The sequence below is a fragment of the Rhizobium johnstonii 3841 genome (assembly GCF_000009265.1).
Classification (GTDB): Bacteria; Pseudomonadota; Alphaproteobacteria; order Rhizobiales; family Rhizobiaceae; genus Rhizobium; species Rhizobium acaciae.
Genome location: NC_008380.1, coordinates 359,937 through 383,020, shown reverse-complemented (window position 1 = coordinate 383,020; position 23,084 = coordinate 359,937). Strand labels below are relative to the sequence as shown.

25 protein-coding genes are annotated in these 23,084 nt (G+C 62.8%); 15 read left to right on the top strand and 10 right to left on the bottom strand.

What is annotated here, in order from left to right; all coding sequences use genetic code 11:
• Positions 1-17: 17 nt before the first annotated feature.
• Positions 18-725, bottom strand: coding sequence for a glutathione S-transferase family protein (locus tag RL_RS01820; RefSeq protein ID WP_011650150.1), 708 nt, complete (start codon positions 723-725; stop codon positions 18-20).
• 114 nt (positions 726-839) lie between these two features.
• Between RL_RS01820 and RL_RS01815 the strand changes: the two genes are divergently transcribed.
• Positions 840-1,730, top strand: coding sequence for a LysR substrate-binding domain-containing protein (locus RL_RS01815; protein ID WP_011650149.1), 891 nt, complete (start codon positions 840-842; stop codon positions 1,728-1,730).
• Positions 1,731-1,733: 3 nt separating this feature from the next.
• Here RL_RS01815 and RL_RS01810 read toward each other — a convergent pair whose 3' ends face one another.
• Entirely contained in the window at positions 1,734-3,317 is a 1,584-nt protein-coding gene (locus RL_RS01810; protein WP_011650148.1) for a peptide chain release factor 3, read from the bottom strand.
• Between the two features lie 91 nt (positions 3,318-3,408).
• On the opposite strand from RL_RS01810, the gene dut reads away from it, so the two are divergent.
• Together dut and RL_RS01800 are read left to right on the top strand one after the other, a co-directional pair.
• Complete coding sequence (gene dut / locus RL_RS01805) at positions 3,409-3,879, top strand: dUTP diphosphatase (protein ID WP_011650147.1); 471 nt, start codon at positions 3,409-3,411, stop codon at positions 3,877-3,879.
• A complete protein-coding gene (locus RL_RS01800; RefSeq protein WP_011650146.1) occupies positions 3,879-4,778 on the top strand; it encodes a GNAT family N-acetyltransferase in 900 nt (299 codons plus the stop codon). Before dut ends, RL_RS01800 begins: the two co-directional genes overlap by 1 nt.
• A gap of 6 nt (positions 4,779-4,784) precedes the next feature.
• Here RL_RS01800 and RL_RS01795 read toward each other — a convergent pair whose 3' ends face one another.
• The gene (locus RL_RS01795; RefSeq protein ID WP_011650145.1) at positions 4,785-5,249 is read right to left on the bottom strand and encodes an Lrp/AsnC family transcriptional regulator; all 465 of its coding nucleotides are present in this window, start codon (positions 5,247-5,249) and stop codon (positions 4,785-4,787) included.
• 99 nt (positions 5,250-5,348) lie between these two features.
• On the opposite strand from RL_RS01795, the gene RL_RS01790 reads away from it, so the two are divergent.
• The gene (locus RL_RS01790; protein WP_011650144.1) at positions 5,349-6,263 is read left to right on the top strand and encodes a DMT family transporter; all 915 of its coding nucleotides are present in this window, start codon (positions 5,349-5,351) and stop codon (positions 6,261-6,263) included.
• Between the two features lie 47 nt (positions 6,264-6,310).
• On the opposite strand, the gene RL_RS01785 is transcribed toward RL_RS01790, so the two are convergent.
• Positions 6,311-6,829 carry a Dps family protein gene (locus tag RL_RS01785; RefSeq protein WP_003544754.1) on the bottom strand — a complete coding sequence of 173 codons (519 nt, stop codon included), beginning with the start codon at positions 6,827-6,829 and terminating at the stop codon, positions 6,311-6,313.
• A 232-nt stretch (positions 6,830-7,061) separates the two neighbouring features.
• Between RL_RS01785 and RL_RS01780 the strand changes: the two genes are divergently transcribed.
• Together RL_RS01780 and cysK are read left to right on the top strand one after the other, a co-directional pair.
• Positions 7,062-7,679, top strand: a complete 618-nt coding sequence (locus tag RL_RS01780) for a LysE family translocator (protein WP_011650143.1) — start codon at positions 7,062-7,064, stop codon at positions 7,677-7,679.
• A 145-nt stretch (positions 7,680-7,824) separates the two neighbouring features.
• Positions 7,825-8,787, top strand: coding sequence for a cysteine synthase A (gene cysK / locus RL_RS01775; protein ID WP_011650142.1), 963 nt, complete (start codon positions 7,825-7,827; stop codon positions 8,785-8,787).
• Positions 8,788-9,014: 227 nt separating this feature from the next.
• Here the strand turns inward: cysK and RL_RS01770 are convergent, their stop codons facing one another.
• From RL_RS01770 to rsmI, 5 genes are all read right to left on the bottom strand, one after another.
• Positions 9,015-10,547, bottom strand: coding sequence for a YifB family Mg chelatase-like AAA ATPase (locus RL_RS01770; RefSeq protein ID WP_011650141.1), 1,533 nt, complete (start codon positions 10,545-10,547; stop codon positions 9,015-9,017).
• Positions 10,548-10,721: 174 nt separating this feature from the next.
• Positions 10,722-11,669 (bottom strand): glutathione synthase, encoded by a 948-nt coding sequence (gene gshB / locus RL_RS01765; RefSeq protein WP_011650140.1) that lies wholly within the window; start codon positions 11,667-11,669, stop codon positions 10,722-10,724.
• A 94-nt stretch (positions 11,670-11,763) separates the two neighbouring features.
• Complete coding sequence (locus RL_RS01760) at positions 11,764-12,267, bottom strand: cupin domain-containing protein (protein WP_041936140.1); 504 nt, start codon at positions 12,265-12,267, stop codon at positions 11,764-11,766.
• Between the two features lie 112 nt (positions 12,268-12,379).
• Positions 12,380-12,748 (bottom strand): YraN family protein, encoded by a 369-nt coding sequence (locus RL_RS01755; protein ID WP_011650138.1) that lies wholly within the window; start codon positions 12,746-12,748, stop codon positions 12,380-12,382.
• Positions 12,738-13,655 carry a 16S rRNA (cytidine(1402)-2'-O)-methyltransferase gene (rsmI, locus tag RL_RS01750; RefSeq protein WP_011650137.1) on the bottom strand — a complete coding sequence of 306 codons (918 nt, stop codon included), beginning with the start codon at positions 13,653-13,655 and terminating at the stop codon, positions 12,738-12,740. Before rsmI ends, RL_RS01755 begins: the two co-directional genes overlap by 11 nt.
• A 259-nt stretch (positions 13,656-13,914) precedes the next feature.
• Here rsmI and dnaN point away from each other — a divergent pair, with 259 nt between their 5' ends.
• The 6 genes from dnaN (at position 13,915) to RL_RS01720 (ending at position 18,550) form a co-directional block, all read left to right on the top strand.
• Positions 13,915-15,033: a DNA polymerase III subunit beta gene (gene dnaN, locus RL_RS01745; protein WP_011650136.1), complete on the top strand. Its 1,119-nt coding sequence runs from the start codon at positions 13,915-13,917 to the stop codon at positions 15,031-15,033.
• Between the two features lie 210 nt (positions 15,034-15,243).
• A complete protein-coding gene (pmtA, locus tag RL_RS01740) occupies positions 15,244-15,843 on the top strand; it encodes a phospholipid N-methyltransferase PmtA (protein ID WP_003555979.1) in 600 nt (199 codons plus the stop codon).
• Position 15,844: 1 nt separating this feature from the next.
• Entirely contained in the window at positions 15,845-16,426 is a 582-nt protein-coding gene (locus tag RL_RS01735) for a histidine phosphatase family protein (protein WP_011650135.1), read from the top strand.
• Positions 16,427-16,432: 6 nt separating this feature from the next.
• Complete coding sequence (gene pyrF, locus RL_RS01730) at positions 16,433-17,140, top strand: orotidine-5'-phosphate decarboxylase (protein ID WP_011650134.1); 708 nt, start codon at positions 16,433-16,435, stop codon at positions 17,138-17,140.
• Between the two features lie 29 nt (positions 17,141-17,169).
• Positions 17,170-17,457 (top strand): DUF1330 domain-containing protein, encoded by a 288-nt coding sequence (locus RL_RS01725; protein WP_003544731.1) that lies wholly within the window; start codon positions 17,170-17,172, stop codon positions 17,455-17,457.
• A 112-nt stretch (positions 17,458-17,569) separates the two neighbouring features.
• Complete coding sequence (locus tag RL_RS01720; RefSeq protein WP_011650133.1) at positions 17,570-18,550, top strand: complex I NDUFA9 subunit family protein; 981 nt, start codon at positions 17,570-17,572, stop codon at positions 18,548-18,550.
• 681 nt (positions 18,551-19,231) lie between these two features.
• Here the strand turns inward: RL_RS01720 and RL_RS01710 are convergent.
• The gene (locus RL_RS01710; RefSeq protein ID WP_011650132.1) at positions 19,232-20,029 is read right to left on the bottom strand and encodes an undecaprenyl-diphosphate phosphatase; all 798 of its coding nucleotides are present in this window, start codon (positions 20,027-20,029) and stop codon (positions 19,232-19,234) included.
• Positions 20,030-20,261: 232 nt separating this feature from the next.
• On the opposite strand from RL_RS01710, the gene RL_RS01705 reads away from it, so the two are divergent.
• Genes RL_RS01705 through RL_RS01695 form a run of 3 tightly spaced genes read left to right on the top strand, consistent with a single transcriptional unit; the run spans position 20,262 to position 22,993 of the window.
• A complete protein-coding gene (locus tag RL_RS01705; RefSeq protein WP_011650131.1) occupies positions 20,262-20,954 on the top strand; it encodes a glutathione S-transferase family protein in 693 nt (230 codons plus the stop codon).
• A gap of 12 nt (positions 20,955-20,966) precedes the next feature.
• A complete protein-coding gene (gene queG / locus RL_RS01700; protein WP_011650130.1) occupies positions 20,967-22,124 on the top strand; it encodes a tRNA epoxyqueuosine(34) reductase QueG in 1,158 nt (385 codons plus the stop codon).
• Positions 22,124-22,993 (top strand): SDR family oxidoreductase, encoded by an 870-nt coding sequence (locus RL_RS01695; protein WP_011650129.1) that lies wholly within the window; start codon positions 22,124-22,126, stop codon positions 22,991-22,993. Before queG ends, RL_RS01695 begins: the two co-directional genes overlap by 1 nt.
• Positions 22,994-23,084: the final 91 nt, after the last annotated feature.

Here is a 23,084-nt window from a genome sequence, read left to right as displayed (position 1 = left end):
CGCGACGGCTGAGGCGATCAGGCCGCCTGTTTCAATAGGCCGAGCCCCTCGGCCAGATCGACCTCGCCGCGGAAACCGCCGCTGCTTTTCGCCTCCTGCCGATGCTCGATCGCATGGGCAAAACGCACGGCCGGCTCCTGCTGCATGCGCTCATAGAGGCGATGCAGGCCGGGAAACTGCCGGCGGTCGACGACCTTGTGAAAGTCGTTCCAACGGGCGATGCCGACGAAATAGGCGTCCGCCAAGCTCGGGCCGTTGCCGAGAAGCCATTCGCGGCCATCGAGCAGACGCTCCAGCCTATGATGCGCCTTTTCGACCGCGGCGATGCCATAGGCCGTGAGGGCCTGCTTCTCTTCCGGCTCCAGCGGATGCTCGATCGCATACCAGAGCGGGCCGAAGGCCTGGAAGAAGGTGGTGTTGAGAAAGGCCAGCATCTGATTCAGCCGATCGAAATCTGCCGAGCCCTGCGCAAAACCCAGACCGCTGCCGATCGTACAGGCGCCGATATGGTGGAGGATCGCCATGCTTTCGCTGATCGTCCTGCCATCTTCGAGCAGCAGCGACGGCGTTTCGCCGACCATGTTGATCCGCTTGTATTCTTCGCTGGAGACTATTTCCGGCATCTCGACGCGGCAGAGCCGGTAAGGCAGGCCGGACCATTCCAACGCGACGATCGAGCCAAAGGAGCAGCCCTCCGGCACGCCGTAAAACAATATGGGTGACATCAATCGTTCCTTTCAGAATTGAACCCGTTTGGACGCGATGAATGTGATGATGTGGACGATCATGCGGTAGAGGCTATAAATGCATCGCAATGTCCACATATCTGGAAGCTGGCAATGGCGCTCTTCAACCTCAACGACCTCCATCTTTTCGTACAGGCCGTCGACAGCGGCAGCTTCACCGCTGCCGCCAGGCATCTCGGCATTCCGAAATCGACGGTGAGCAAGCGGGTTGCGGAGCTGGAGGCACGGCTTGGTGTGCGGCTGATCCAGCGCACGTCGCGAAGCTTCGCACTGACCGAACTCGGCCGGGAATTCTTTCAGCATGCCCAGGCCTCGATCATCGAGGCGGAGATGGCCGAAGGCATCGTGCGGCGGCATCTGGCCGAACCCGCCGGCAGCGTTCGCCTGACCGCCTCGGTGCCGACGGCGCAGTTTACCTTGACGGAGCATCTGCCGGCGCTGGCTGTGCGCTATCCGAAGCTCCGGCTCTCCGTGCACGTGACGGACCGCTTCGTCGATATCGTCCAGGAAGGTTTCGATATTGCGCTGCGCAGCCACCGGACGCCGCTGCCGGATTCGGCGCTGGTGCAGCGGAAGCTCGCCAGCCATCCGTTCTTCATCCTCGCCTCGCCGGATTATGTGAGCGTCCACGGGCAACCACGCCGCCCGGAGGAACTGGCGCAGCACGCGACGATCATGACCAGCCTGACGGAGGACCTGTGGCGGCTTTACTCGGGCGGCGACGAGGTTCTCGTCGCGCTGCAATCCGTCATGGCCGCGGATGAGCCTTATGTCTTGATGGAAATGGCCATGTCGGGGCTTGGCATCACCTGCCTGCCGACATCCGTCTGCCGCAAGGCGCTGGCAGACGGGCGGCTGGTGCGGGTGCTGCCGGAATGGACGGCCGGCAGCATCGAGACGACCATCCTGATGCCGCACCGGCGCGGCCAGCTGCCGGCGGTGCGCGCCGTCGTCGACTTCCTGGCCGAACGGCTGGCGGGATGATGATTACGCCGCCTTGGCGGCGTGATATTCCTTGATGGCGACCATCTTGATCGCCGGATGGCGCTCGGACTCGTAGCGCAGCGAAAAACCATCCTGGGCGAGGAAGACCGGATCGCCGTCGAGATCGCGGGCGATATCGCCGCGCTTGACGGTGAGGAATTTTTCCAGATCGGCCGGCTGCTCGGCCGAAATCCAGCGGCAGACGGAGAAACGCGACATTTCGAAGGAGACCGGCAGGCCGTATTCGGCCATCAGCCGCTCCTTCAAGACGTCGAGCTGCAGGGCGCCGACGACGCCGACGATCGCCGGCGAGCCGTCTTCCGGCGAGAACAGCTGGACGACGCCTTCCTCGGCCATCTGCTGCAGGGCTTCCTTCAGCTTCTTCGCCTTCATCGCATCTTCCAGACGCACGCGGCGCAGGATTTCCGGCGAGAAGTTCGGTACGCCCTGGAAGACCAGCGATTCACCTTCTGTCAGCGTATCGCCGATCCGGAGCGTCCCGTGGTTGGGAATGCCGACGACGTCGCCGGCATAGGCGGTGTCGGCGAGCTGGCGCTGCGAGGCGAAGAAGAATTGCGGCGCCGTCAGGCCGAGCTGTTTGCCGGTGCGGGCAAGCCTTGCCTTCATGCCGCGCTCGAGCTTGCCGGAGCAGATGCGGGCAAAGGCGATGCGGTCGCGGTGGTTGGGGTCCATGTTCGCCTGGATCTTGAAGACGAAGGCCGTCATCTTGTCGTCGGTCGCGTGCACGGTCCTCGTATCGGCGACCTGGTCACGCGGCGGCGGCGCAAAATCGCCGAGCGCGTTGATGAGGTCGCGAACGCCGTAGTTGCGCAACGCCGAGCCGAAAAAGACAGGCGTCATATGACCTTCCAGGAAGGCCTGACGGTCGAACGGACGGCAGGCCTCGATCGCCAGCTCGGTCTCCTCGACGAAGACCTGGCGCTCGTTTTCCGGCAGCCTGCCGGCCACGCTTTGCGGGCCATTGACCGGCGTTCCCTCGATTTCGGTATCCGAACCGCGCACCGTGTTGGCGGCGATATTATAGGATCCGCAAAAGGTCTTCGAGCGGCCGATCGGCCAGGTGATCGGCGCCGTATCCAGCGCCAGCTTCTCTTCCACCTCGTCGAGGATCTCGAAGGGATCGCGGCTTTCGCGGTCCATCTTGTTGATGAAGGTGATGATCGGGATATCGCGCATGCGGCAGACTTCGAAAAGCTTCAGCGTGCGCGGCTCGATACCCTTGGCCGCATCGATGACCATGACGGCGGCGTCGACGGCGGTCAGCGTGCGATAGGTGTCGTCGGCGAAATCCTCGTGACCCGGCGTGTCGAGGATATTGAAGACATTGTCGTTATATTCGAAGGTCATCACCGAGGTGACGACGGAGATGCCGCGTTCGCGCTCGATCTTCATCCAGTCGGAGCGCGTCTGCATGCGATCCTTCTTCGCCTTGACTTCGCCGGCAAGCTGAATGGCGCCGCCGAACAGCAGCAGCTTTTCGGTGAGCGTCGTCTTACCCGCGTCCGGGTGGGCGATAATAGCGAATGTGCGGCGGCGGGAGACCGCCTCGGCGAGACTTTCGGCCATGCTTGTGAATCCTGTGGAATTGCCGCGTATCTAGCGATTAAAGCCCGGCAATGCAATTGACCTCGGGCCTTCGGGCGCAAAGTAATGGGCCATGACCATTCATCACGATCTCAGCCCGACGCTGAACCTCATCCGCTTAGCCAATGGCGAAGGCCTCGATCTGCCCGCCTATGAAAGCAAGGGAGCGGCCGGCATGGACCTGCGTGCCGCCGTCGACGAGGCGGCACCGCTGACACTTCTGCCCGGCAAGCGGGCGCTGGTGCCGACCGGCTTCATCTTCGAGATCCCCGAAGGTTTCGAGGGACAGGTTCGGCCGCGTTCCGGCCTGGCCTTCAAAAACGGTATCACCTGCCTGAATTCGCCGGGCACCGTCGATAGCGACTATCGCGGCGAAGTGAAGGTACTGCTCGCCAATCTCGGCGAGGAAGCCTTTGTCATCTCGCGCGGCATGCGTATCGCCCAGATGGTGATCGCGCCTGTGACCCAGATGCGGGTGGCCGAGATCACCGAGGCCAGCGAAACGATGCGCGGCGCAGGCGGCTTCGGCTCCACCGGCGTCTGATGGCACAACGCCTCGACAGCGCTGGCCTGACCTTCCGGCAGGACTATTTCGGCGACCCTGCCGGCTGGGCGGCGCTGGTCTGCCTGCTCAGGGATATTTTCGGCATCGATATCGGACCGCTGCAGCAGCTCGGCGGACCCGATCCGACGAGCATGCCCTTCGGCTGGTTTGATGCCGACGGTGGGCTTGCGGCCAATATTTCGGCCTTTGCGCTGCCCTTCGTCCTCAACGACAGGATCGTCCATGCCGCCGGGCTGCAATCCGGCGCCGTGCGGCCGCCATGGCGCGGCCGCGGCCTCTATCGCGACGTCACGGTAAAAGCGCTCGACTGGTGCGAGAAGCAGGGTTTTGAAGCCGTCATCCTTTATACCGACAAGCCGTCGCTCTACGAAGCCTACGGTTTCCGCGCGATACCGCTGCACCGATACGAGGGAGCGGCACCCGCCCCTTCGACACCAGCCGCACCCGCCCGGCCACTTTTACCGACGAATGCGGATGATCTTGCGCTGCTGCATTCGCTGTTGAAAGGACGAAGCCCGGTTTCGACCTCGCTGGCGGTCACAGGCAATGCGGCGATGTTTCTGATCAACACCCGGCTCGATCCCGATGTCCGGATCAGCTTCCTGGAAGACAAACAGGCGGTGATCGCCTGGAAGATCGATGAGACGGGCCGCTTCAGCCTTCTCGACGTCGTGGCGGCTGACATGCCGCCGCTTGCCGCGATCCTCGCCGGACTGGAGATCGCCCCCGCTTCCGTCGAGGTGCTTTTTCGTCCCGACAAGCTCGGCTGGGAGGGTGTTCCACAATCATTGGAGAGCGGCACGAGGCTGATGCTGCGCGGGCTCGGCGACGCCACCCCGGATTTTCCGGCGATGCTGTCGCCGATGGCGGAATTCTAGATCCCCCTATTTCCGGCGGGAAAGCGGCGGCAGGCGGCGTTTGACGGGCGAGGCTTTGATCATCGCCGTGTTGGTCTCCGCCCTTTCGGCAACCCGGTCGAGAATGCCGTCGAGGTCGGCCATCGAGCGGATGACCAGGCGGGCGATAAAACAATCATCACCCGTCACCTTGTCGCATTCGATGATTTCGGGAATGTCCTGGATGATCCGCTCGACGATGTGCAGCTGTCCCGGCAGCGGACGCACGCGCACGATCGCCTGCAGGGGATAACCGATGGTGGCGAGATCGAGATCGATGGTGAAGGCCTTGATGACGCCGCGCTCCTCCAGCCGGCGCAGGCGCTCGGCGGCACTCGGCGAAGACAGGCCGACCTGCTGCGCCAGCTCCTTCAGCGAGATCCGCGCATTGCCGGCCAACGCCTCCAGAATGGCCTGATCGATTTCGTCGAGCGATTGAACATCATTAGCCACGGCGATCTCTTCTCCTATTATGATTAGGATAATTCGTTCATTTTCCTTCTTATCCTTATATAAAATCGCCTCTCGCCGCAATATTCTTATGTCACCGAAATGGAGGCAATCATGGGCAGCGACATCAGACGAGGCACGGCGGAAATGACGGCAGCGATGCTGATCTCGGGAACGATCGGCTGGTTCGTCGTCATGTCGGGTCAGCCGGTCAGCGGCGTGGTCTTCTGGCGCTGCCTGTTCGGCGCGCTCACCTTGCTTGTCATCTGCGGCGCTCTCGGGCTACTGCGGCCCGGCATCATCACGCTGCGCGCCTTCGGCATCGCCATTTTCGGCGGCATCGCCATCGTCTTGAACTGGCTGCTGCTGTTTGCCTCCTATTCGCATGCGACGATCTCGATCGCGACGACTGTCTATAACACCCAGCCCTTCATGCTGCTGGTGCTCGGCGCGCTCTTTCTCGGCGAGAAGATCACCGCCACGAAGCTGTTCTGGCTGACGCTGGCCTTCGCCGGCATGATTGCCATCGTCGAGGCAAAACCGGAGACTGGCGGGTCGACATCTGACGGTTACGGCCTCGGCATCCTGATGGCGCTGGGGGCTGCCTTCTTCTATGCGCTCGCAGCCCTTGCCGCGAAATGGCTGAAAGGCACGCCGCCGCATCTGATCGCGCTCATCCAGGTCGCAACCGGCATGCTGATGCTGGCGCCGATGACGGATTTTTCCCATCCGCCCGGCGATGTCAGGTCCTGGGCGATCCTGGTGACCGTCGGTGTCGTCCATACCGGGCTGATGTATGTTCTGCTCTACGGCGCGATCCAGAGGCTGCCGACGCATCTCACAGGCGCCCTGTCCTTCATCTATCCGATCGCAGCAATCCTCGTCGATCGGCTCGCCTTCGGCCACGCACTGCAGCCGATGCAGATATTAGGCGCGGCGATCATCCTGCTTGCAGCCGCCGGCATGAATCTCGGCTGGACGCCGCGTTGGCTGCGGCCGCGGGCGCTGGAGAGCTGAGAACCGGGCGTCCCGATCGGGATGGCTGAGACGCCCGGTTGCCGACATTACCTCTGCGGGCGCGTCGTTTCGAACAGGAACCAGGTGCGGCGCTCGCCCTCGTCGATCCAGTTCTCGATCAGGCTGGCGGTCGCGACATCATTATGCTCGTCGCAGAGGCCATGCACCTCGCGCAGCAGCGAAACGAGCTGAACGTTATCCTCGCGCAGTTCCGACAACATGTCCTCGGGCGTGACGAAATCCGCGTCATTGTCCAAAAGGCGCTGCTGACGGGCGATCTGGCCGATCGAGCGCAGCGTCGTGCCGCCGATCTTGCGTGCACGCTCGGCAATGTCGTCGGTCATCGCGAAGATCTGTTCCGCCTGTTCGTCGAGCAGCAGATGATAGTCGCGAAAATGCGGGCCGGACATGTGCCAATGGAAATTCTTGGTCTTCACATAAAGCGTAAAGACATCGGCGAGCAGCGCGGTCAGCGCCGCCGAAATATCGGTCGTGGCGTTGGTCGACAGGCTGGACGGCGTCTTGAGTGGCGAAAGCCTGCGGGTTTCGGCTGGCGTATGGGACATTTAATCTCTCCTTGGTGATGAAAATCTCCAGCGCCACCGGCCGGGAAAACGCGGCGGGCCGCGCTGATCGCGCATTTGCAGAGAGAGAAATAGCAAGGCCGGGTCGCTTTCCAAGTAGATCATGGTCGAGCAGACCTATTCCTTATGGTTATGGACCGATCAGCGCCAAAGCATTGATGAGGAAGCGGCGCTTGCCTATAGATGGGCGGTGGAAGCCCTGAGGGTTAAGAAGATGAGCCTCACCGTCCTGATCACCTATGCCGGAGCGCTGTTCATCGCCGCGGCCATTCCGGGACCCGGGATTACCGCAATCGTCGCGCGTGCGCTCGGCTCGAATTTCCGCGAGACCTTCTTCATGGGTCTCGGCCTGGTGCTCGGCGACATGATCTATCTCACGGCGGTCATTCTCGGCCTTGCCTTCGTGGCGCAGACCTTTACCGAGGTGTTCATAACAATCAAGATCGCCGGCGTCCTCTATCTCGGTTACATCGCCTGGAAACTCTGGACGGCGGGGCTGCTGCCACAGGATATCGCGGCGCGCAAATCCACCAATATCGGCCTATCCTTCCTCTCAGGCCTGCTGGTGACGCTCGGCAATCCGAAGACGATGCTCTTCTATGTCGCCCTGGTGCCGACGCTGATCGATATCGGCAATATCGGCCTGCGAGACTATGCACTCCTGCTTACCGCCACCTTCGTGGTCCTGATCGTCGTGCTCGTGCCTTATATGCTGCTTGCCTCGCGGGCCCGGACGATGCTGAAGCAGCCGCGGGCCTTGCAGGCGCTGAACCGGGTTGCATCAGGCATCCTCGCCGGCACGGCAGCCTTCATCGCCACGCGGGCCGGCTGAAATAAACATTCGGCAAGAAACGGTTTTCAAAGGTTTTTTTCTCTCCTGATCGCCTCTCCAGGTCGAACGCGGTCTGGCCTAGACGGGCCTTTGACCCTATTCTCCCCCTCGATTTCAGGAGCAGGATTTCAAAGGGAGAGCACCCATGTCGCACAAGCCCGGCCGCGGCCGCATCTATTCCTCGATCACCGAGACCATCGGCGACACGCCGCTCGTGCGCTTCGACAAGCTGGCGCGGGAAAAAGGCGTCGTGGCGAACCTGATCGGCAAGCTCGAATTCTTCAACCCGATCGCCTCCGTGAAGGACCGTATCGGCGTCGCGATGATCGAGGGTCTCGAAGCGCAAGGCAAGATCACCCCCGGCAAGACGGTGCTGATCGAGCCGACCTCCGGTAACACCGGCATCGCGCTCGCCTTTGCCGCCGCCGCCAAGGGTTATCGGCTGATCCTCACCATGCCGGAGACGATGTCGGTCGAGCGCCGCAAGATGCTGGCGCTGCTCGGCGCCGAACTGGTGCTGACCGAGGGCCCGAAGGGCATGAAGGGCGCCATCGCCAAGGCCGAGGAACTGGCCTCATCGCTTGACGATGCCGTCATTCCGCAGCAGTTCGAGAACCCTGATAATCCAGAGATCCACCGCAAGACGACGGCCGAGGAAATCTGGAACGATACCGACGGAACGGTCGATATCGTCGTCTCCGGCATCGGCACCGGCGGCACGATCACCGGCGTCGGACAGGTGCTGAAGAGCCGCAAGCCCGAGATCAAGATCATCGCCGTCGAACCGGCCGATTCGCCGATCCTCTCCGGCGGCAATCCCGGCCCGCACAAGATCCAGGGCATCGGCGCCGGTTTCGCGCCGAAGATCCTCGATACCGGCATCTATGACGAGGTCGTCACGGTGACCAATGACGAGGCCTTCGAACAAGCGCGCCTGGTCGCCCGGCTTGAAGGCGTGCCGGTCGGCATCTCCTCGGGTGCTGCGCTGACCGCCGCAATCAAGGTCGGCATCCGTCCCGAGAATGCCGGCAAGAACATCGTCATCATCATCCCCTCCTTCGCCGAACGCTATCTTTCGACGGCGCTGTTTGAGGGGCTGGGGAGCTGAGGCAGGGCTTTCCCGGTTATCATCCTCGCAGAATATCGGGGCGCTTCGGCGCCCCGTCAGACTGCTGACAAAGCCGGCCAACTTCTCTTACGTCATGCTCGGGCTTGTCCCGAGCATCTGCAGCCGGTTGATATGTAGCAGATCCTCGGCACAAGGCCGAGGATGACGCCGAGTAAAGGGCGAGGCTTGTCGGCAAACTGTCGAAACGCATTCGGCGCCCCTATCCCTCACGCAGCCGCCGTCAGCCTTTCGCCGGCGATGCGGTAGGAGATGGCTTCGGCCAGATGGATGCGGCCGACCGTCGGCTTGCCGTCGAGATCGGCCAGCGTGCGGGCGACCTTGAGCACGCGGTGGTAGCCGCGGGCGGAGAATTTCATCTTTTCGGCGGCGTCGCGCAGCAGCTGCAGGCCGCTGGCATCGGGCTCGGCCAGTTTCTCAATCATCGCGGTGGAGCAGCGGGCATTGGTGCCGATGCCTTTCGCGCCGGTGCTTTCGAAGCGCTCCTGCTGGATTTCGCGGGCGCGGGCGACCCGGCGCGCGACGTCGGCGCTGGATTCGGCCGCCATTGGCCGGATGAGATCGGCGGCGGAGACGGCCGGCACGTCGATGCGGATATCGATGCGATCCATCAGCGGGCCGGAGATGCGGGCCTGGTAATCGCTCATGCAGCGCGAGCCGCGGGCGCAAGTATGGCCCGGCTCGCCCGCCATGCCGCAGCGGCAGGGGTTCATCGCCGCGATCAGCTGGAATTTCGCCGGATAGGAGACGCGGTGATTGGCGCGCGCAATGACGCATTCGCCGCCTTCGAGCGGCTGGCGCAGCGCATCCAGCGCCTGCGGCGTGAACTCGGGAAACTCGTCGAGAAACAGTACGCCGTGATGGGCAAGCGAGGCTTCGCCCGGACGGGCGCGCAGGCCACCGCCGACGAGGGCCGCCATGGTGGCGGAATGATGCGGGGTGCGGAAGGGCCTACGATCGGAAAGCTTGCCGCCGGAGAGCTGACCGGCGATCGAATGAACCATCGACACCTCCAGGAGCTCGGCGGCCGAAAGCGGCGGCAGGATCGATGGCAGCCTTGCCGCCAGCATCGACTTGCCGGAGCCCGGAGGACCGACCATCAGAAGGTTATGACCGCCGGCCGCGGCCACTTCGAGCGCCCGCTTGGCGCTTTCCTGGCCCTTGATCTCGGCAAGGTCCGGCAGGTTTGCGGCATTGGCACGGATCGACGCCTCCGGCCGAGATAGGACCTGCGTGCCGCGGAAATGATTGGCAAGGGCAATCAGGCTGCGGGGGGCGAGAATGTCGACCTCGGCACCTGCCCAGGCGGCTTCGGCACCGCTTTCAGCCGGGCAGATCAGCCCCTTGCCGAGCGCATTGGCGCCGATCGCGGCCGGCAGCGCGCCGGATATGGCGGCGATCGTTCCGTCGAGATTGAGCTCGCCGACGACGACAAAATCCGACAGCGCATCGGCGGGAATGGCGCCGAGGGCGGCCATCAGGGCAAGCGCGATCGGCAGATCGAAATGCGAGCCCTCTTTCGGCAGGTCGGCAGGCGCCAGGTTGACCGTCACGCGCTTGGCCGGCAGCGCCAGGCCGGAGGCGTGGAGGGCCGCCTGCACGCGTTCGCGGCTTTCGGCCACCGCCTTGTCAGGCAGGCCGACGATCTGCATCCCGACTTTTCCGGGAGCGACCATGACCTGGACCTCGACCGGCACACCTTCGATGCCCTGAAATGCCACCGTACTGACACGCGCGACCATATGCCCATCCCCTTGCCGCAAACTCTTATACCGCCCCCGGCCGTTCAGGGCCAGCGGTTGCAATCTGGCATGGAAGCCGGAATAAAACAAGAACAATCAAGGAACATAGTCAGGCATCCGCTGTGACCTTGGTTGTGCTCGGTCGCGGGACCAAATCGGTCATGGGCGGCTGGCTCAGCCGCGCTTGCGTTCGATCGCGTCCCAGAGCAGGCTCGCTATATCGGCGCCGCCGAACTTCTTGACCTCGCGGATGCCGGTGGGCGATGTGACGTTGATCTCGGTCATGTAATCGCCGATCACATCGATGCCGACGAGCAGGAAGCCGCGCTCCCTCAGCGCCGGGCCGATGCGGGTGCAGATTTCCTGTTCGCGCGGCGTCAGTTCGGTCGCCTCAGCGCGGCCGCCGACATGCATGTTGGAGCGGCTGTCGTGCTCGGCCGGCACGCGGTTGATGGCGCCGGCGAATTCGCCGTCGACCAGGATGATGCGTTTGTCGCCCTTGCGCACGTCGGGCAGATATTGCTGGGCGATGAAGGGCTCGCGGAAAAGCTGGCCGAACATCTCCAGCAGCGAGGAGAGGTTGCGATCGTCGCGGGTCGAATGGAAGACGCCGGCGCCGCCATTGCCGTAGAGCGGCTTCAGGATGATGTCGCCCATCTCGTCGCGGAAGCGGCGGATCTCGGCGGCATCCTTGGTGATCAGCGTCTTCGGCATCAGATCGGAGAATTCGGTGACGAAGATCTTCTCCGGCGAATTGCGCACCCAGGCGGGGTCGTTGACGACGAGCGTCTTCGGATGGATGCGCTCGAGCAGATGCGTCGAGGTGATATAGGCCATGTCGAAAGGCGGGTCCTGGCGCAGCAGCACGACATCCATGGTCGCAAGGTCGACGCGCTCCGGCACGCCAAGCTCGTAGTGATCGCCCTTGAGGTCGCGCAGCACCATCGGCTCGACGCTGGCATAGAGCTTGCCGTCACGGAAGCTCAGGCGGTCGGGGGTGTAATGGAAGAGGTTGTAGCCACGCACCTGGGCTTCCAGGCTCATGGCGAAGGTGGAGTCACCTGCGATATTGATGCCTTCGACATGGTCCATCTGGACCGCTACATTGGTGATCTTGGCCATTTCCATCCCTCGCTGAATGCCGGACAGATGTAGGTCGGCCGGATATCAAACGCAACGGTCAATCAAGGGCTTCCGGCGCCTCAACGCGGGGCGTTCAGGCGGCGATGCCCTGGTTGCCGCTGTTGCGCAGCATGTTGCGGAGACGGTAGGCGATCGCCAAGGGCTTCGGGAAGGGCTTGCGCAGGAAGGCGACCTTGCGGACGTAATTGTCGACCCGCCAGCTTGCCCAGGTTCCACCGGCGAAAAAGGCGACATCGCCGGCGCTGAGGGTTCGTTCGGTGCCGTCCTCGGCGGTGATATGGACCTCACCTTCGAGGATCATCACCGTCTCGTCCCAGCCGAAATACCAGCGGAATTCGCCGGCCGTACAATCCCAGATCGCCGTCAGCGAGGCCTCGTCATGACCGCGCGAATGTTCGGCGGTGCGGGCCTGCGGATTGCCGCTGACGATCCAGTCCGGATTGATCGGCGTCGATTTCAGCGGCAGCAGATCGCTCGCATGCGCGACGAAGGATTTTCCGGCCGGCTTCGCCACGGCATACGGCACCGAGCGCGCGGCCATGGCGACCGCACTTGCAAGCATCAGCTTCCAGGCCATGAAACAACCCCCAATTGCTACCCTACCGAGTCGATAGCAGAGAGTCGTAAGGACCTGGTTCAAGCGGGAACTAAAATTTTAACGATCCGGAAATCCGATGGATCGAAAGAGGTCAGAAGGCATCCAGAAAGTGCCGCGGCAGCCGGCCCGGCATGATCGCGACGATATCATAACGCTGGGAAAGGCGGGCCTGATCCGCCTGGCGGGCAAGCCAGAGATCGCTTGCCGCCCGTATGCGCTTTTGTGCGGCGACAGAGACGGCATCGACCGCCGCGGCCTCGCCATGACGGGCCTTGACCTCGACGAAGACGGCGAGATCGCCCTTTCGGGCGATGATATCGATCTCGCCGAGCCGGGTGCGGTGGCGCAGCGCCAGGATGCGGTAGCCCTTCAGCATCAGGAAGACGGCCGCGACATATTCCGAGATGCGGCCCCGGCGCAGCGCCTTCCTTCTGATCGCGGTGAGATCGCTATCGCCCATCGGCGTTCTTGATCTCCAGCAGGCGCTGGTAGAGCACCTTGCGCGGCAGGCCGGTAAGGCGGGCGGCCTCGGTCGCGGCGCCTGCCGTCGGCATGGTCTTCGACAGGTCGGCCAGCATGGCTTCGACATCGGCCTCATCCGTCTCGACCGGCTCCGGCGGACCGATCACGAGAACGATCTCGCCCTTGACGTTTTCCACCTGCTGATAATGCGCGGCAAGCTCTGCAAGCGTGCCGCGGCGGAACTCCTCATAGGTCTTGGTCAGCTCGCGGCAGACGGAGGCGGGCCGCGTGGGCCCGAGCACATCGGCGGCGGCCAGAAGCGTTGCGCCAATGCGGTGCGGCGATTCAAAGAAGATCAGCGTTGCGGGTGCTGCGGCAAGTTCACCGAGACGGTCGCGGCGGGCCTTGTCCTTGGCCGGCAGGAAACCGGCGAAAAGAAAGGCATCGTTCGGCAGACCGGAGCCGACAAGGGCTGCGAGCGGCGCGGAGGCGCCGGGAATGGGAATGACGCGGTAACCTGCGGCTATCGCCTGCTGTGCCAGCCGATAACCGGGATCGGAGACCAGCGGTGTGCCGGCATCGGAAACCAGCGCCACCGAGCGTCCGGCTTCGAGCGCCTGCAGCAGCCTTGGACCGGCCTCATCGGCATTGTGCTCGTGATAGGCGAAGGGGCGGTTCTGGATGCCGTAGCGGTCGAGCAGCACGCGGGTGACACGTGTATCCTCGCAGGCAAGCACGTCGGCGCCGGCCAGCGTTTCCAGCGCCCGCAGCGTAATGTCGCCGAGATTGCCGATCGGGGTGGCGACGAGATAGAGCGCCGGCTCCAGCGGCCGCGCCGGCACCGCCATATTGTGCAGGCGGAAGCTTCGCCGGCTGGCGGCGTCCGCTGTGGTTTCCTCATTCATGCCATTTGCTTTCGTCCCGCCGGCTCGTCGCCGGCATCGAACCCTTATGGGCGAGCCGCACCGCTTCGGCAAGGGTTCGGATTTCTGTGAGCATTGCTCTGGAAAACCGCAAATGCAGGGGTGCCGGCGTCCATGCCTCTTGCAAAGCAATGCTGAAGTCTGCCATTTTGCCCGTCCACTCCCCCGGCCTCAAGCCGGGACAGCATTCTTCGGGTGCTCGACGCGCCCGGAAAGTCACGGTCGAAAGCGGTAGCATCCCATGCGTATTACTATTGAGCGGTCAAACCTGTTGAAATCGCTGAACCACGTCCACCGCGTGGTCGAACGTCGCAACACGATCCCTATCCTGTCCAACGTATTGCTCAAGGCCGACGGCCAGAAGCTCGACATGAAGGCGACCGACCTCGACCTCGAAATCACCGAGGCGACCCCTGCTAGCGTCGAGCAGCCCGGCGCCACCACCGTTCCCGCGCATCTTCTCTACGACATCGTGCGCAAGCTTTCCGACGGCTCGGAAGTGCTGCTTGCCACCAGCAGCGATGGCGGCTCGATGACCGTGCAGTCCGGCCGCTCGAAGTTCTCGCTGCAGTGCCTGCCGGAATCGGACTTCCCGGATCTCACAGCCGGCACCTTCACGCATTCCTTCAAGCTGAAGGCGACCGATCTGAAGATGCTGATCGACCGCACCCAGTTCGCAATTTCGACGGAAGAGACGCGTTATTATCTCAACGGCATCTTCTTCCACACGATCGAGAGCAACGGCCAGCTGAAACTCAGGGCGGTTGCGACCGACGGCCACCGGCTGGCGCGCGCCGATGTCGATGCGCCCTCCGGCTCCGAGGGCATGCCCGGCATCATCATTCCGCGCAAGACGGTCGGCGAGCTGCAGAAACTGGTCGACAATCCCGAGGTGATGGTGACCGTCGAGGTCTCCGACGCCAAGATCCGGCTGACCATCGGCTCAATCGTCATGACCTCGAAACTGATCGACGGCACCTTCCCGGATTATCAGCGCGTCATCCCCACCGGCAACGACAAGGAAATGCGCGTCGACTGCACGAGTTTCGCACAGGCCGTCGACCGCGTCTCGACAATCTCCTCCGAGCGCGGACGCGCCGTCAAGCTGGCACTTTCCGAGGGTCAACTGATGCTGACCGTCAACAATCCCGACTCCGGCAGTGCGACCGAAGAGGTCGCCGTCGGCTACGACACGGATGCGATGGAAATCGGCTTCAACGCGAAATACCTGCTCGATATCACCGCGCAGCTTTCCGGCGAGGAAGCGATCTTCCTGCTCGCCGATGCCGGCTCGCCGACGCTGATCCGCGACACGGCGGGCGACGATGCGCTCTACGTGCTGATGCCGATGCGCGTCTGACGGAAACGAAGGCTGCACACCTCCGTTTTTCCTCCTGCGCGCGCCTGTCGACGCCGATCACTTGGCCGAAAGGCTCGCCGATCTCATGCCTCGTTCAGCGCCGAAAGCCGCATGAACTGTTGATGCCGATGTCCTTGTTGCGAAAATCCTTGTCCCTTAAGCGACAAGCGGCATATTAAGGCATTCGATCAACATGCGGATGGGTGGAGAATGAGCTTACGGGTCAAGGTGAAGGAACGGCTGGGCAAGAGGTTCGACGACGAGATCCGCTTCTTCCGTGGCATGATGCAGGGGCCGAAGACGGTGGGCTCAATCGTGCCGACCTCCTCGATCACGGCCAAGCGCATGGCAAGCGTTGTCGATATCCATTCCGGGTTGCCGGTGCTTGAACTCGGACCGGGCACGGGCGCTATCACCAAGGCCATTCTCGGCCGCGGCGTCCGTCCGGAAAATCTCGTCGCAATCGAATATTCGACGGATTTTCATAAACATCTGCAGCGGACCTATCCCGGCGTGCACTTCATCAACGGCGATGCCTTCGATCTTCAGGCCACCCTTGGCAATTTCAGCGGTCTCACCTTCGATTCCGTCGTCTCGGGCATTCCGCTGCTGAATTTCCCGATGGCGAAGCGCATTTCGCTGCTCGAAAGCCTGCTCGATCGACTGCCGGCCGGCCGGCCGATGGTGCAGATTTCCTACGGCGCGATCTCGCCGATCGCCGCCAATCCCGACCGCTACCATATCCAGCATTTCGACTTCGTCATGCGCAACATTCCGCCGGCGCAGCTCTGGATCTATAAGCGCGGCTGAGATGTTCGGGATCTACATCACTCATCCGCAGGTCAGGATCGACGCCAACGTGCCGGTGCCGAAATGGGGACTTTCCGATGTCGGCGCGGCGCGCGCCCGCAAAGCGGCAGAGAGCGGCTGGGCGAGGCAATTGCGGCGCATCGTTTCCAGCGACGAGACGAAGGCGATCGAGACGGCCGAAATCCTGGCGAAAGCTTCCGGTGTGACCGTGGAGATCGTCCACGCCATGCACGAGAACGACCGCACGGCCACCGGCTTCCTGCCGCCGCCGCAATTCGAAGAAGCAGCAAACTGGTTCTTTGCCCATCCGGAGCAGAGCTTCAAGGGCTGGGAGCGCGCCGTCGACGCGCAGGACCGCATCGTCGAGGCTGTTAACGCCGTTCTCGCCACGCATGATGCGACGGCGCCGATCGCCTTTGTCGGCCATGGCGGCGTCGGCACGCTGCTCAAATGCCATCTGGCGGGCAGGCCGATCTCCCGCGACCGCGACCAGCCGGGCGGCGGCGGCAATCTCTATGCTTTCGGTCTTGCGGATCGGCGCCTAACATGCGACTGGACGCCCATCGAAGACTGGCAGGGGTGACTTCAGATGGGCGCACGCGAGCGGTTGATCGTCGGCCTGGATGTTCCAACGATCGGCGAGGCGGAAAGACTGGTTTCCACGCTCGGCGACGACATTCTCTTCTACAAGATCGGCTATCAGCTGGTCTTTGCCGGCGGCTTGGAATTCGCCCGCGATCTTGCCGCCAGCGGCAAGAAGATCTTTCTCGACATGAAGCTGCTCGACATCGACAACACCGTTGCCTCCGGCGTCGAGAACATCGCCAAGATGGGCATGTCGATGCTGACGCTGCACGCCTATCCGAAGGCCATGAAGGCGGCGGTCGAGGCCGCGGCCGGCTCCGGCCTCTGCCTGCTCGGCGTGACCGTGCTGACCTCGATGGATGCCGACGACCTTGCCGAGGCCGGCTACAGCCAGGATCCGCATAGCCTGGTGCTGCGCCGCGCCGGACAGGCGCGCGCGGCCGGCATGGGCGGTATCGTCTGTTCGGCGGAGGAAGCGGCTGCGGTGCGCGAGATCGTCGGACCCGACATGGCGATCGTCACCCCCGGCATTCGCCCCGATGGTAGCGATAAGGGCGACCAGAAGCGGGTGATGACGCCTTTCGACGCACTGAAGGCGGGAGCGACGCATCTCGTCGTCGGCCGGCCGATCGTCAAGGCGCCGGATCCCCGTGATGCCGCCCGCGCGATCCTCAGCGAGATGGTGAGCGCACTCTGGCCGGCAAATCGCTGACCGCAATCAACGACAAAAGGGAGAAGACCATGGCCAAAGGATACTGGATCGCCCGCGTCGACGTTCGCGATGCCGAGCGCTACAAGGATTACGTGGCGGCAGCCAAGCCGGCTTTCGAAAAATACGGCGCGAATTTCCTGGCGCGCGGCGGCGCCTTTACCGAACTCGAGGGCAAGGCGCGCGTCCGCAACGTAGTGATCGAATTCCCGTCGATGCAGCATGCGGTCGACTGCTACAATTCGCCGGAATACCAGATCGCCGCGAAAATCCGCCAGGAAGTCGCGGATGCGGAAATGGTGGTCGTCGAAGGCGTCTGAGCGCCCTCGCATTCTCAAAAAACTGACGGTGTGATGGGCCTTCCCGTCGCGCCGGGATTCGGCTAAGACGGAGCCAATCAAGCATTCCGCAAAGCCTTTCGAGGAGCCTGCCATGACCCTTGCCAACCTGCCGCCGCTCGTCACCGTGTTCGGAGGGTCCGGCTTCGTGGGCAGGCACGTGGTTCGGGCGCTGGCCAAGCGCGGCTATAACATCCGCGTCGCCGTGCGCCGTCCCGATCTCGCCGGCTTCCTGCAGCCGCTCGGCAATGTCGGCCAGATCTCCTTCGTCCAGGCGAACCTGCGCTACCGCAGCTCGATCGATCGCGCCGTCGATGGTGCGAGCCACGTCGTCAACTGCGTCGGTATTCTGCATGAGACCGGCCGCAACACTTTCGACGCCGTGCAGGAATTCGGCGCTCGTGCGATTGCCGAGGCGGCGCGCGGTGCAGGTGCGACGCTGACGCATATTTCGGCGATCGGCGCCGACGTGAAATCCGATTCGGATTATGGCCGCACCAAGGGCCGCGCCGAAACGGCCATCCTGTCGGTCAAGCCCGATGCAGTGATCTTCCGTCCGTCGATCGTCTTCGGACCGGAAGACAGCTTCTTCAACAAGTTTGCCGAGATGGCGCGCATGTCGCCGATCCTGCCGCTTATTGGCGGCGGCAAGACGAAATTCCAGCCTGTCTATGTCGAAGATATCGCCGAGGCCGTCGCCCGCGCCGTCGACGGCAAGGTTGCCGGCGGCAAGGTCTATGAGCTTGGCGGGCCTGAGGTGCTGAGCTTCCGCGAATGTCTCGAGACGATGCTGAAGGTGACATGCCGCAAGAACCCGCTGGTATCCTTGCCCTTCGGCGTCGCTTCGATGATCGGCAGCATCGCCTCGCTGATCCCCTTTATCACGCCACCGATCACGCCGGACCAGGTGCGCATGCTGAAGCGCGACAATGTCGTCTCCCCGGAAGCCGAGGCGGAAGGCCGCACGCTGAAAGGCCTCGGCATCGCGCCCACGATGGTGGCATCGGTGCTCGGCTCCTATCTGGTGCACTATCGTCCGCACGGCCAATACACCGGCACCGGCAAGGCCGCCTGACCATCTTTTCCAGCTGATAAGACTTGGCCCCTGCGGATGCCGCGGGCGGCCTTATGGCGTTGCCGTGTCCCGCAAAGCCCGGCGCAAGTTTGAAGTGTTCTGGTGCGCGGCATATTCAGCAGCGTTGCATAAAAGACGCATCGGAAATTTTGTGGAATTAACGCCAAATTTAGCAGGAACGATTATTGCTATTAGTCATTCCACTGACTACCAAACCCGCGCGTCTTCCAACGGACTCAACACCTTCGGTCGCGTGCGGCAATCACTGTGAAAGGCATTTCTCAATGGGCAAGTCAATCGCGCTCCTGTTTGCGTGTGCGGCGCTGGTTATCCTTGCAGGCTCTTTCGTTGCGCCCGGTTCGGTCGCGGCGGTAAAGGGCGATTGCTCGCCGGCCTACGGCGTCGATCCTTGCTCTACGGCTTCGATCATCCATTGACGAAAGGCCGGTCCTGCGCCGGCATCCTGCTCCAAGCAAGCAGCGATCGGAACGCCTGAAAGAGGGCGCTCCACAATGAACGTTCAGTCTCGCCTGCATCAACAACGGCGGCGGGCGCTTATCCTCTCAATGTTGCCTATCTGAAAAATCGGCGCCCTGCCGGTAATCGAGTTTATTCGCGAAGTCCGACGGGACATTTGCATTCGCGCCGGGAGTTGCGCGAATGCAATGCGGGACAGATGTCTCAGGCAATCAAGCCGGTCGCGGCCATGCCGAGCAGCAAGACACCGAGAATGATGCGGTAGATGGCAAACAGCGTAAACCGGTTGCTTCTGATATAGGCAAGCAGCCATTTGACGGCGATGAAGGCAACGACCGTGGATACGACGAAGGCGATGCCGAGCGCCGTCCAGTCTTCGCCTGCCGCTCCGCCATCCCTGAACGTCTTCAGCAATTCATAGGCGCTTGCCGCGTACATTGTGGGTATGCCGACGAGAAAGGCAAATTCGGTCGCGGAGGCGCGGTTGCCCGTGCCTGCCAGCATGGCAACGAAGATGGTGGCGCCGGAGCGCGAGGTTCCCGGGAAGACGCCGGCAACGATCTGGGCGATGCCGACCAGGATGGCGACAAGCCAGGTAATCTCTTTATGCGGCGGCCTGCGCGCAGCGGCCCATTCGGCAAAGATCATCCAGATACCGCCGATGATGAGCGCCCAGGCGATCGGTGTCGCGGTCTCCGGCAGTTCAAAGCCGAGCTTCTTGACGACCAGTCCGAGAATGGCGGTGATGAGAAATGCGACGATCAGCTTGGCGGCATAATCGCGATTGACCGGGTCGCGCCAGCCAAGCACCAGATCCACCAGACGACGCCAGTAAATGATGGTGACGGCGAGGATGGCGCCCGCTTGAATGACGATGTTGAACATATCCGACCGATGTCCGAGCCATTGCTCCGCAATGATCAGGTGGCCGGTGCTCGAGATCGGCAGGAACTCGGTGATCCCCTCTATGACGCCGAGAATTGCAGCATTTATATAATCCATATATTGTCTCCGGTTTAAAGTTCGGTCGGGCCTGAGCGCTTGGGTCGATCAGGCTGCCGCTTCCATTCGTTCGTTAGACCGTGTTTCGCCATTATCAGATGGCCTGAAAAATCCGATTCGCTTGTATTGGCGGGGCCAAGCTCCTATAGCTTCAACCAATCAGTCATGACTAGGGCGCTATAATTGAGCTGCCACACAGTCCTGTAACAGCAATCAGAACGCCCGAGTATCGATGCCCACGCTTTATCATCATCCCATGTCATCCGCATCTCGCTTCGTCCGGCTGATCCTGGCCGAATACGGCTATCAGGCGGATCTGATCGAAGAGCAGACATGGGAGAAGCGCCGGGATTTCCTGGCGCTCAATCCGGCCGGCACGCTGCCTGTTTATGTCGACGACAGCATGCGCGCGCTCTGCGGCGCGAGCGTCATTTCCGAATATCTGGACGAGACGCATGGCGTCTTGAAGCGCGATCGGCGGCTGCTCGCCGAAGACCCTTTCCAGCGGGCGGAAATCCGCCGGCTGACCGAATGGTTCATGCAGAAGATGGAAAACGATGTGACCAAGCCGCTCGCCCGCGAGCGTGTCTATAAGTTGCAGATGACCGCCGATCAGGGCGGCGGCGCGCCGGATTCGAAGATTCTGCGCACGGCCCGCGCGAATATCCGTCAGCATATGCGCTATCTCACCTGGCTTGCCGGCTCGCGTCAGTGGCTGGCGGGCGAGCGGATGAGCTATGCCGACCTTGCCGCCGCGGCCTCGATCTCGATCCTCGACTATCTCGGCGAGATCGAGTGGGCGGATTCGCCGGTCGTCAAGGACTGGTACCAGCGGCTGAAGTCGCGTCCGTCCTTCCGGCCGATGCTGACCGAGCGCGTGCGCGGCCTGACACCGGTTTCACACTATGCCGATCTGGATTTCTGACGAGGGCTCTTCATGCCCGAACCTGACAATGACGACAAAGAGCGCCGCCGCCGCGACAATTTGACCGAGTTCGTCCGGGCGGAATCTGCCGCCAAGGGCTTCGATCTCTGCCGCATCACGCGCCCGGACGCGATCCCGCAAGCGAAGGAGCGTCTCGGTCAGTTCATCGATGCCGGGCGCCACGGGACGATGGACTGGATGGCGGAGACGCGCGACCGGCGTGGCGATCCCCGCACACTCTGGAGCGAGGTGCGCTCCGTCGTCGTCTTCGGCCTGAATTACGCCCCGGAAGAAGATCCCCGCGCTATCCTCGACAAGCCGGATAAGGCAGCGATTTCGGTCTATGCCCGCAACCGCGATTATCACGACGTCATCAAGGGCCGGCTGAAGGAGATCGCCACGCGCTTTGCGGCGCGGGCGGGCGCCGATGTGAAGGTCTTCGTCGACACGGCGCCGGTCATGGAGAAACCCTTAGCGGCGGCAGCCGGGATCGGCTGGCAGGGCAAACACACCAATCTCGTCAGCCGCGTTCATGGCTCCTGGCTGTTCCTCGGCACGATGTTCACCACCGCCGATCTTGTGGTCGACGCGCCGGAAGCCGATCATTGCGGCTCCTGCCGCGCCTGCCTCGACATCTGTCCGACGGCCGCCTTCCCGGCGCCTTATCAGATCGACGCACGGCGCTGCATCTCCTATCTCACCATCGAGCACAAGGGGCCGATCGACGCCGATTTGCGCGTGCTGATCGGCAACCGCATCTATGGCTGCGACGACTGTCTTGCCGCCTGTCCCTGGAACAAGTTCGCAAGCTCCGCCTCCGAGATGAAGCTACAGGCGCGGGAAGATCTGAAGGAGCCGTCGATCGCCTTTCTGCTGACGCTTGGCGATGCCGCCTTCCGTGCCTTCTTCAGCGGCTCGCCGGTGAAGCGCATCGGCCGCGACCGCTTCGTCCGCAACGTGCTGATCGCCGCCGGCAATTCCGGCGACAAGGTGCTCATCGGGCCATGTCGCCTGCTTTCGGACGATCCCTCGCCCGTGGTGCGCGGCATGGCGGTCTGGGCGCTCTCACGGCTGATGGAGGCTGGCGAATTTGCAGCCTTTGCCGCACAAAGGGCAGACGAGAGAGACGACGACGTATTGAACGAATGGCGATTGGCGGGAGTGGGCTGATGCATGTGATGATCTTTGGCTGCGGTTATTCCGGCACGGCAATCGCCAAGGCCTTTGCCGGCGACGGCGTGCGGGTTTCCGGCACCACGCGCTCGCCTGACAAGATGGACATGCTCCGCCAGAAAGGCATCGAAGCATTCCTTTTCGACGGCGAGAGCATGGAAGAGGGACTGCGCCAGGCTTTGGACAGCGTCACCCATCTGGTGCAGTCGATCGCGCCTGGAAAGGCCGATCCGCTGCTGCGGCTGCTCGGTAAAGACGGCGCACGCCTGCTGCCGAAGCTCGAATGGATCGGTTACCTCTCCACCGTCGGCGTCTATGGCGATCACCAGGGCGCCTGGGTGACTGAGGAAACGCCGTGCTTGCCGGTTTCCGGGCGGTCGACCGAGCGGCTCGAGGCGGAAGAGGGCTGGTTGGCGATGGGCCGGGAGCGCGGCGTGCCGGCGGCGGTGCTGCGCCTTTCCGGCATCTATGGACCAGGCCGCAACGCCTTCTCCAACCTGGACAAGGGCACAGCACGACGGCTGATCAAGAAGGACCAGGTGTTCAACCGTATCCGCGTCGAGGATATTGGCGCGGCGGCACGTTTCCTGTCGGAGCGCGGCCTCGGTGGCATCTATAATGTCACCGACGACCGGCCCGGCCCGCCGCAGGATGTGATCGTCGAGGCAGCCCGCCTGATGGGCGTCGAACCGCCGCCGGAGCAGGCGTTCGAGACCGCCGAATTGACGCCGATGGCGCGCACTTTCTACGGCGAGAACAAACGGGTTTCGAATGCGAAACTCAAGGCCGCCGGCTTCGCATTTTCCTTCCCGAACTATCCCATGTCGCTTGCGCAATTGTGGCGGGACGGACGCTGGCGGGGGTAGTAGAACTCAGTCCTGTTTGCGACGGATGCGCTCACCCGAAATGAGTAGGAAATTCCTACTTTCCCGCTTTGGCCGGACAATTTTCGCCGCA

Bases quoted from the DNA above. Each gene is read 5' to 3' on its own strand.
- RL_RS01820 (WP_011650150.1), bottom strand. From the start codon at position 725: ATGTCACCCATATTGTTTTACGGCGTGCCGGAGGGCTGCTCCTTTGGC.
- RL_RS01815 (WP_011650149.1), top strand. From the start codon at position 840: ATGGCGCTCTTCAACCTCAACGACCTCCATCTTTTCGTACAGGCCGTC.
- RL_RS01810 (WP_011650148.1), bottom strand. From the start codon at position 3,317: ATGGCCGAAAGTCTCGCCGAGGCGGTCTCCCGCCGCCGCACATTCGCT.
- dut (WP_011650147.1), top strand. From the start codon at position 3,409: ATGACCATTCATCACGATCTCAGCCCGACGCTGAACCTCATCCGCTTA.
- RL_RS01800 (WP_011650146.1), top strand. From the start codon at position 3,879: ATGGCACAACGCCTCGACAGCGCTGGCCTGACCTTCCGGCAGGACTAT.
- RL_RS01790 (WP_011650144.1), top strand. From the start codon at position 5,349: ATGGAGGCAATCATGGGCAGCGACATCAGACGAGGCACGGCGGAAATG.
- RL_RS01785 (WP_003544754.1), bottom strand. From the start codon at position 6,829: ATGTCCCATACGCCAGCCGAAACCCGCAGGCTTTCGCCACTCAAGACG.
- RL_RS01780 (WP_011650143.1), top strand. From the start codon at position 7,062: ATGAGCCTCACCGTCCTGATCACCTATGCCGGAGCGCTGTTCATCGCC.
- cysK (WP_011650142.1), top strand. From the start codon at position 7,825: ATGTCGCACAAGCCCGGCCGCGGCCGCATCTATTCCTCGATCACCGAG.
- RL_RS01770 (WP_011650141.1), bottom strand. From the start codon at position 10,547: ATGGTCGCGCGTGTCAGTACGGTGGCATTTCAGGGCATCGAAGGTGTG.
- gshB (WP_011650140.1), bottom strand. From the start codon at position 11,669: ATGGCCAAGATCACCAATGTAGCGGTCCAGATGGACCATGTCGAAGGC.
- RL_RS01760 (WP_041936140.1), bottom strand. From the start codon at position 12,267: ATGGCCTGGAAGCTGATGCTTGCAAGTGCGGTCGCCATGGCCGCGCGC.
- RL_RS01755 (WP_011650138.1), bottom strand. From the start codon at position 12,748: ATGGGCGATAGCGATCTCACCGCGATCAGAAGGAAGGCGCTGCGCCGG.
- rsmI (WP_011650137.1), bottom strand. From the start codon at position 13,655: ATGAATGAGGAAACCACAGCGGACGCCGCCAGCCGGCGAAGCTTCCGC.
- dnaN (WP_011650136.1), top strand. From the start codon at position 13,915: ATGCGTATTACTATTGAGCGGTCAAACCTGTTGAAATCGCTGAACCAC.
- pmtA (WP_003555979.1), top strand. From the start codon at position 15,244: ATGAGCTTACGGGTCAAGGTGAAGGAACGGCTGGGCAAGAGGTTCGAC.
- RL_RS01735 (WP_011650135.1), top strand. From the start codon at position 15,845: ATGTTCGGGATCTACATCACTCATCCGCAGGTCAGGATCGACGCCAAC.
- pyrF (WP_011650134.1), top strand. From the start codon at position 16,433: ATGGGCGCACGCGAGCGGTTGATCGTCGGCCTGGATGTTCCAACGATC.
- RL_RS01725 (WP_003544731.1), top strand. From the start codon at position 17,170: ATGGCCAAAGGATACTGGATCGCCCGCGTCGACGTTCGCGATGCCGAG.
- RL_RS01720 (WP_011650133.1), top strand. From the start codon at position 17,570: ATGACCCTTGCCAACCTGCCGCCGCTCGTCACCGTGTTCGGAGGGTCC.
- RL_RS01710 (WP_011650132.1), bottom strand. From the start codon at position 20,029: ATGGATTATATAAATGCTGCAATTCTCGGCGTCATAGAGGGGATCACC.
- RL_RS01705 (WP_011650131.1), top strand. From the start codon at position 20,262: ATGCCCACGCTTTATCATCATCCCATGTCATCCGCATCTCGCTTCGTC.
- queG (WP_011650130.1), top strand. From the start codon at position 20,967: ATGCCCGAACCTGACAATGACGACAAAGAGCGCCGCCGCCGCGACAAT.
- RL_RS01695 (WP_011650129.1), top strand. From the start codon at position 22,124: ATGCATGTGATGATCTTTGGCTGCGGTTATTCCGGCACGGCAATCGCC.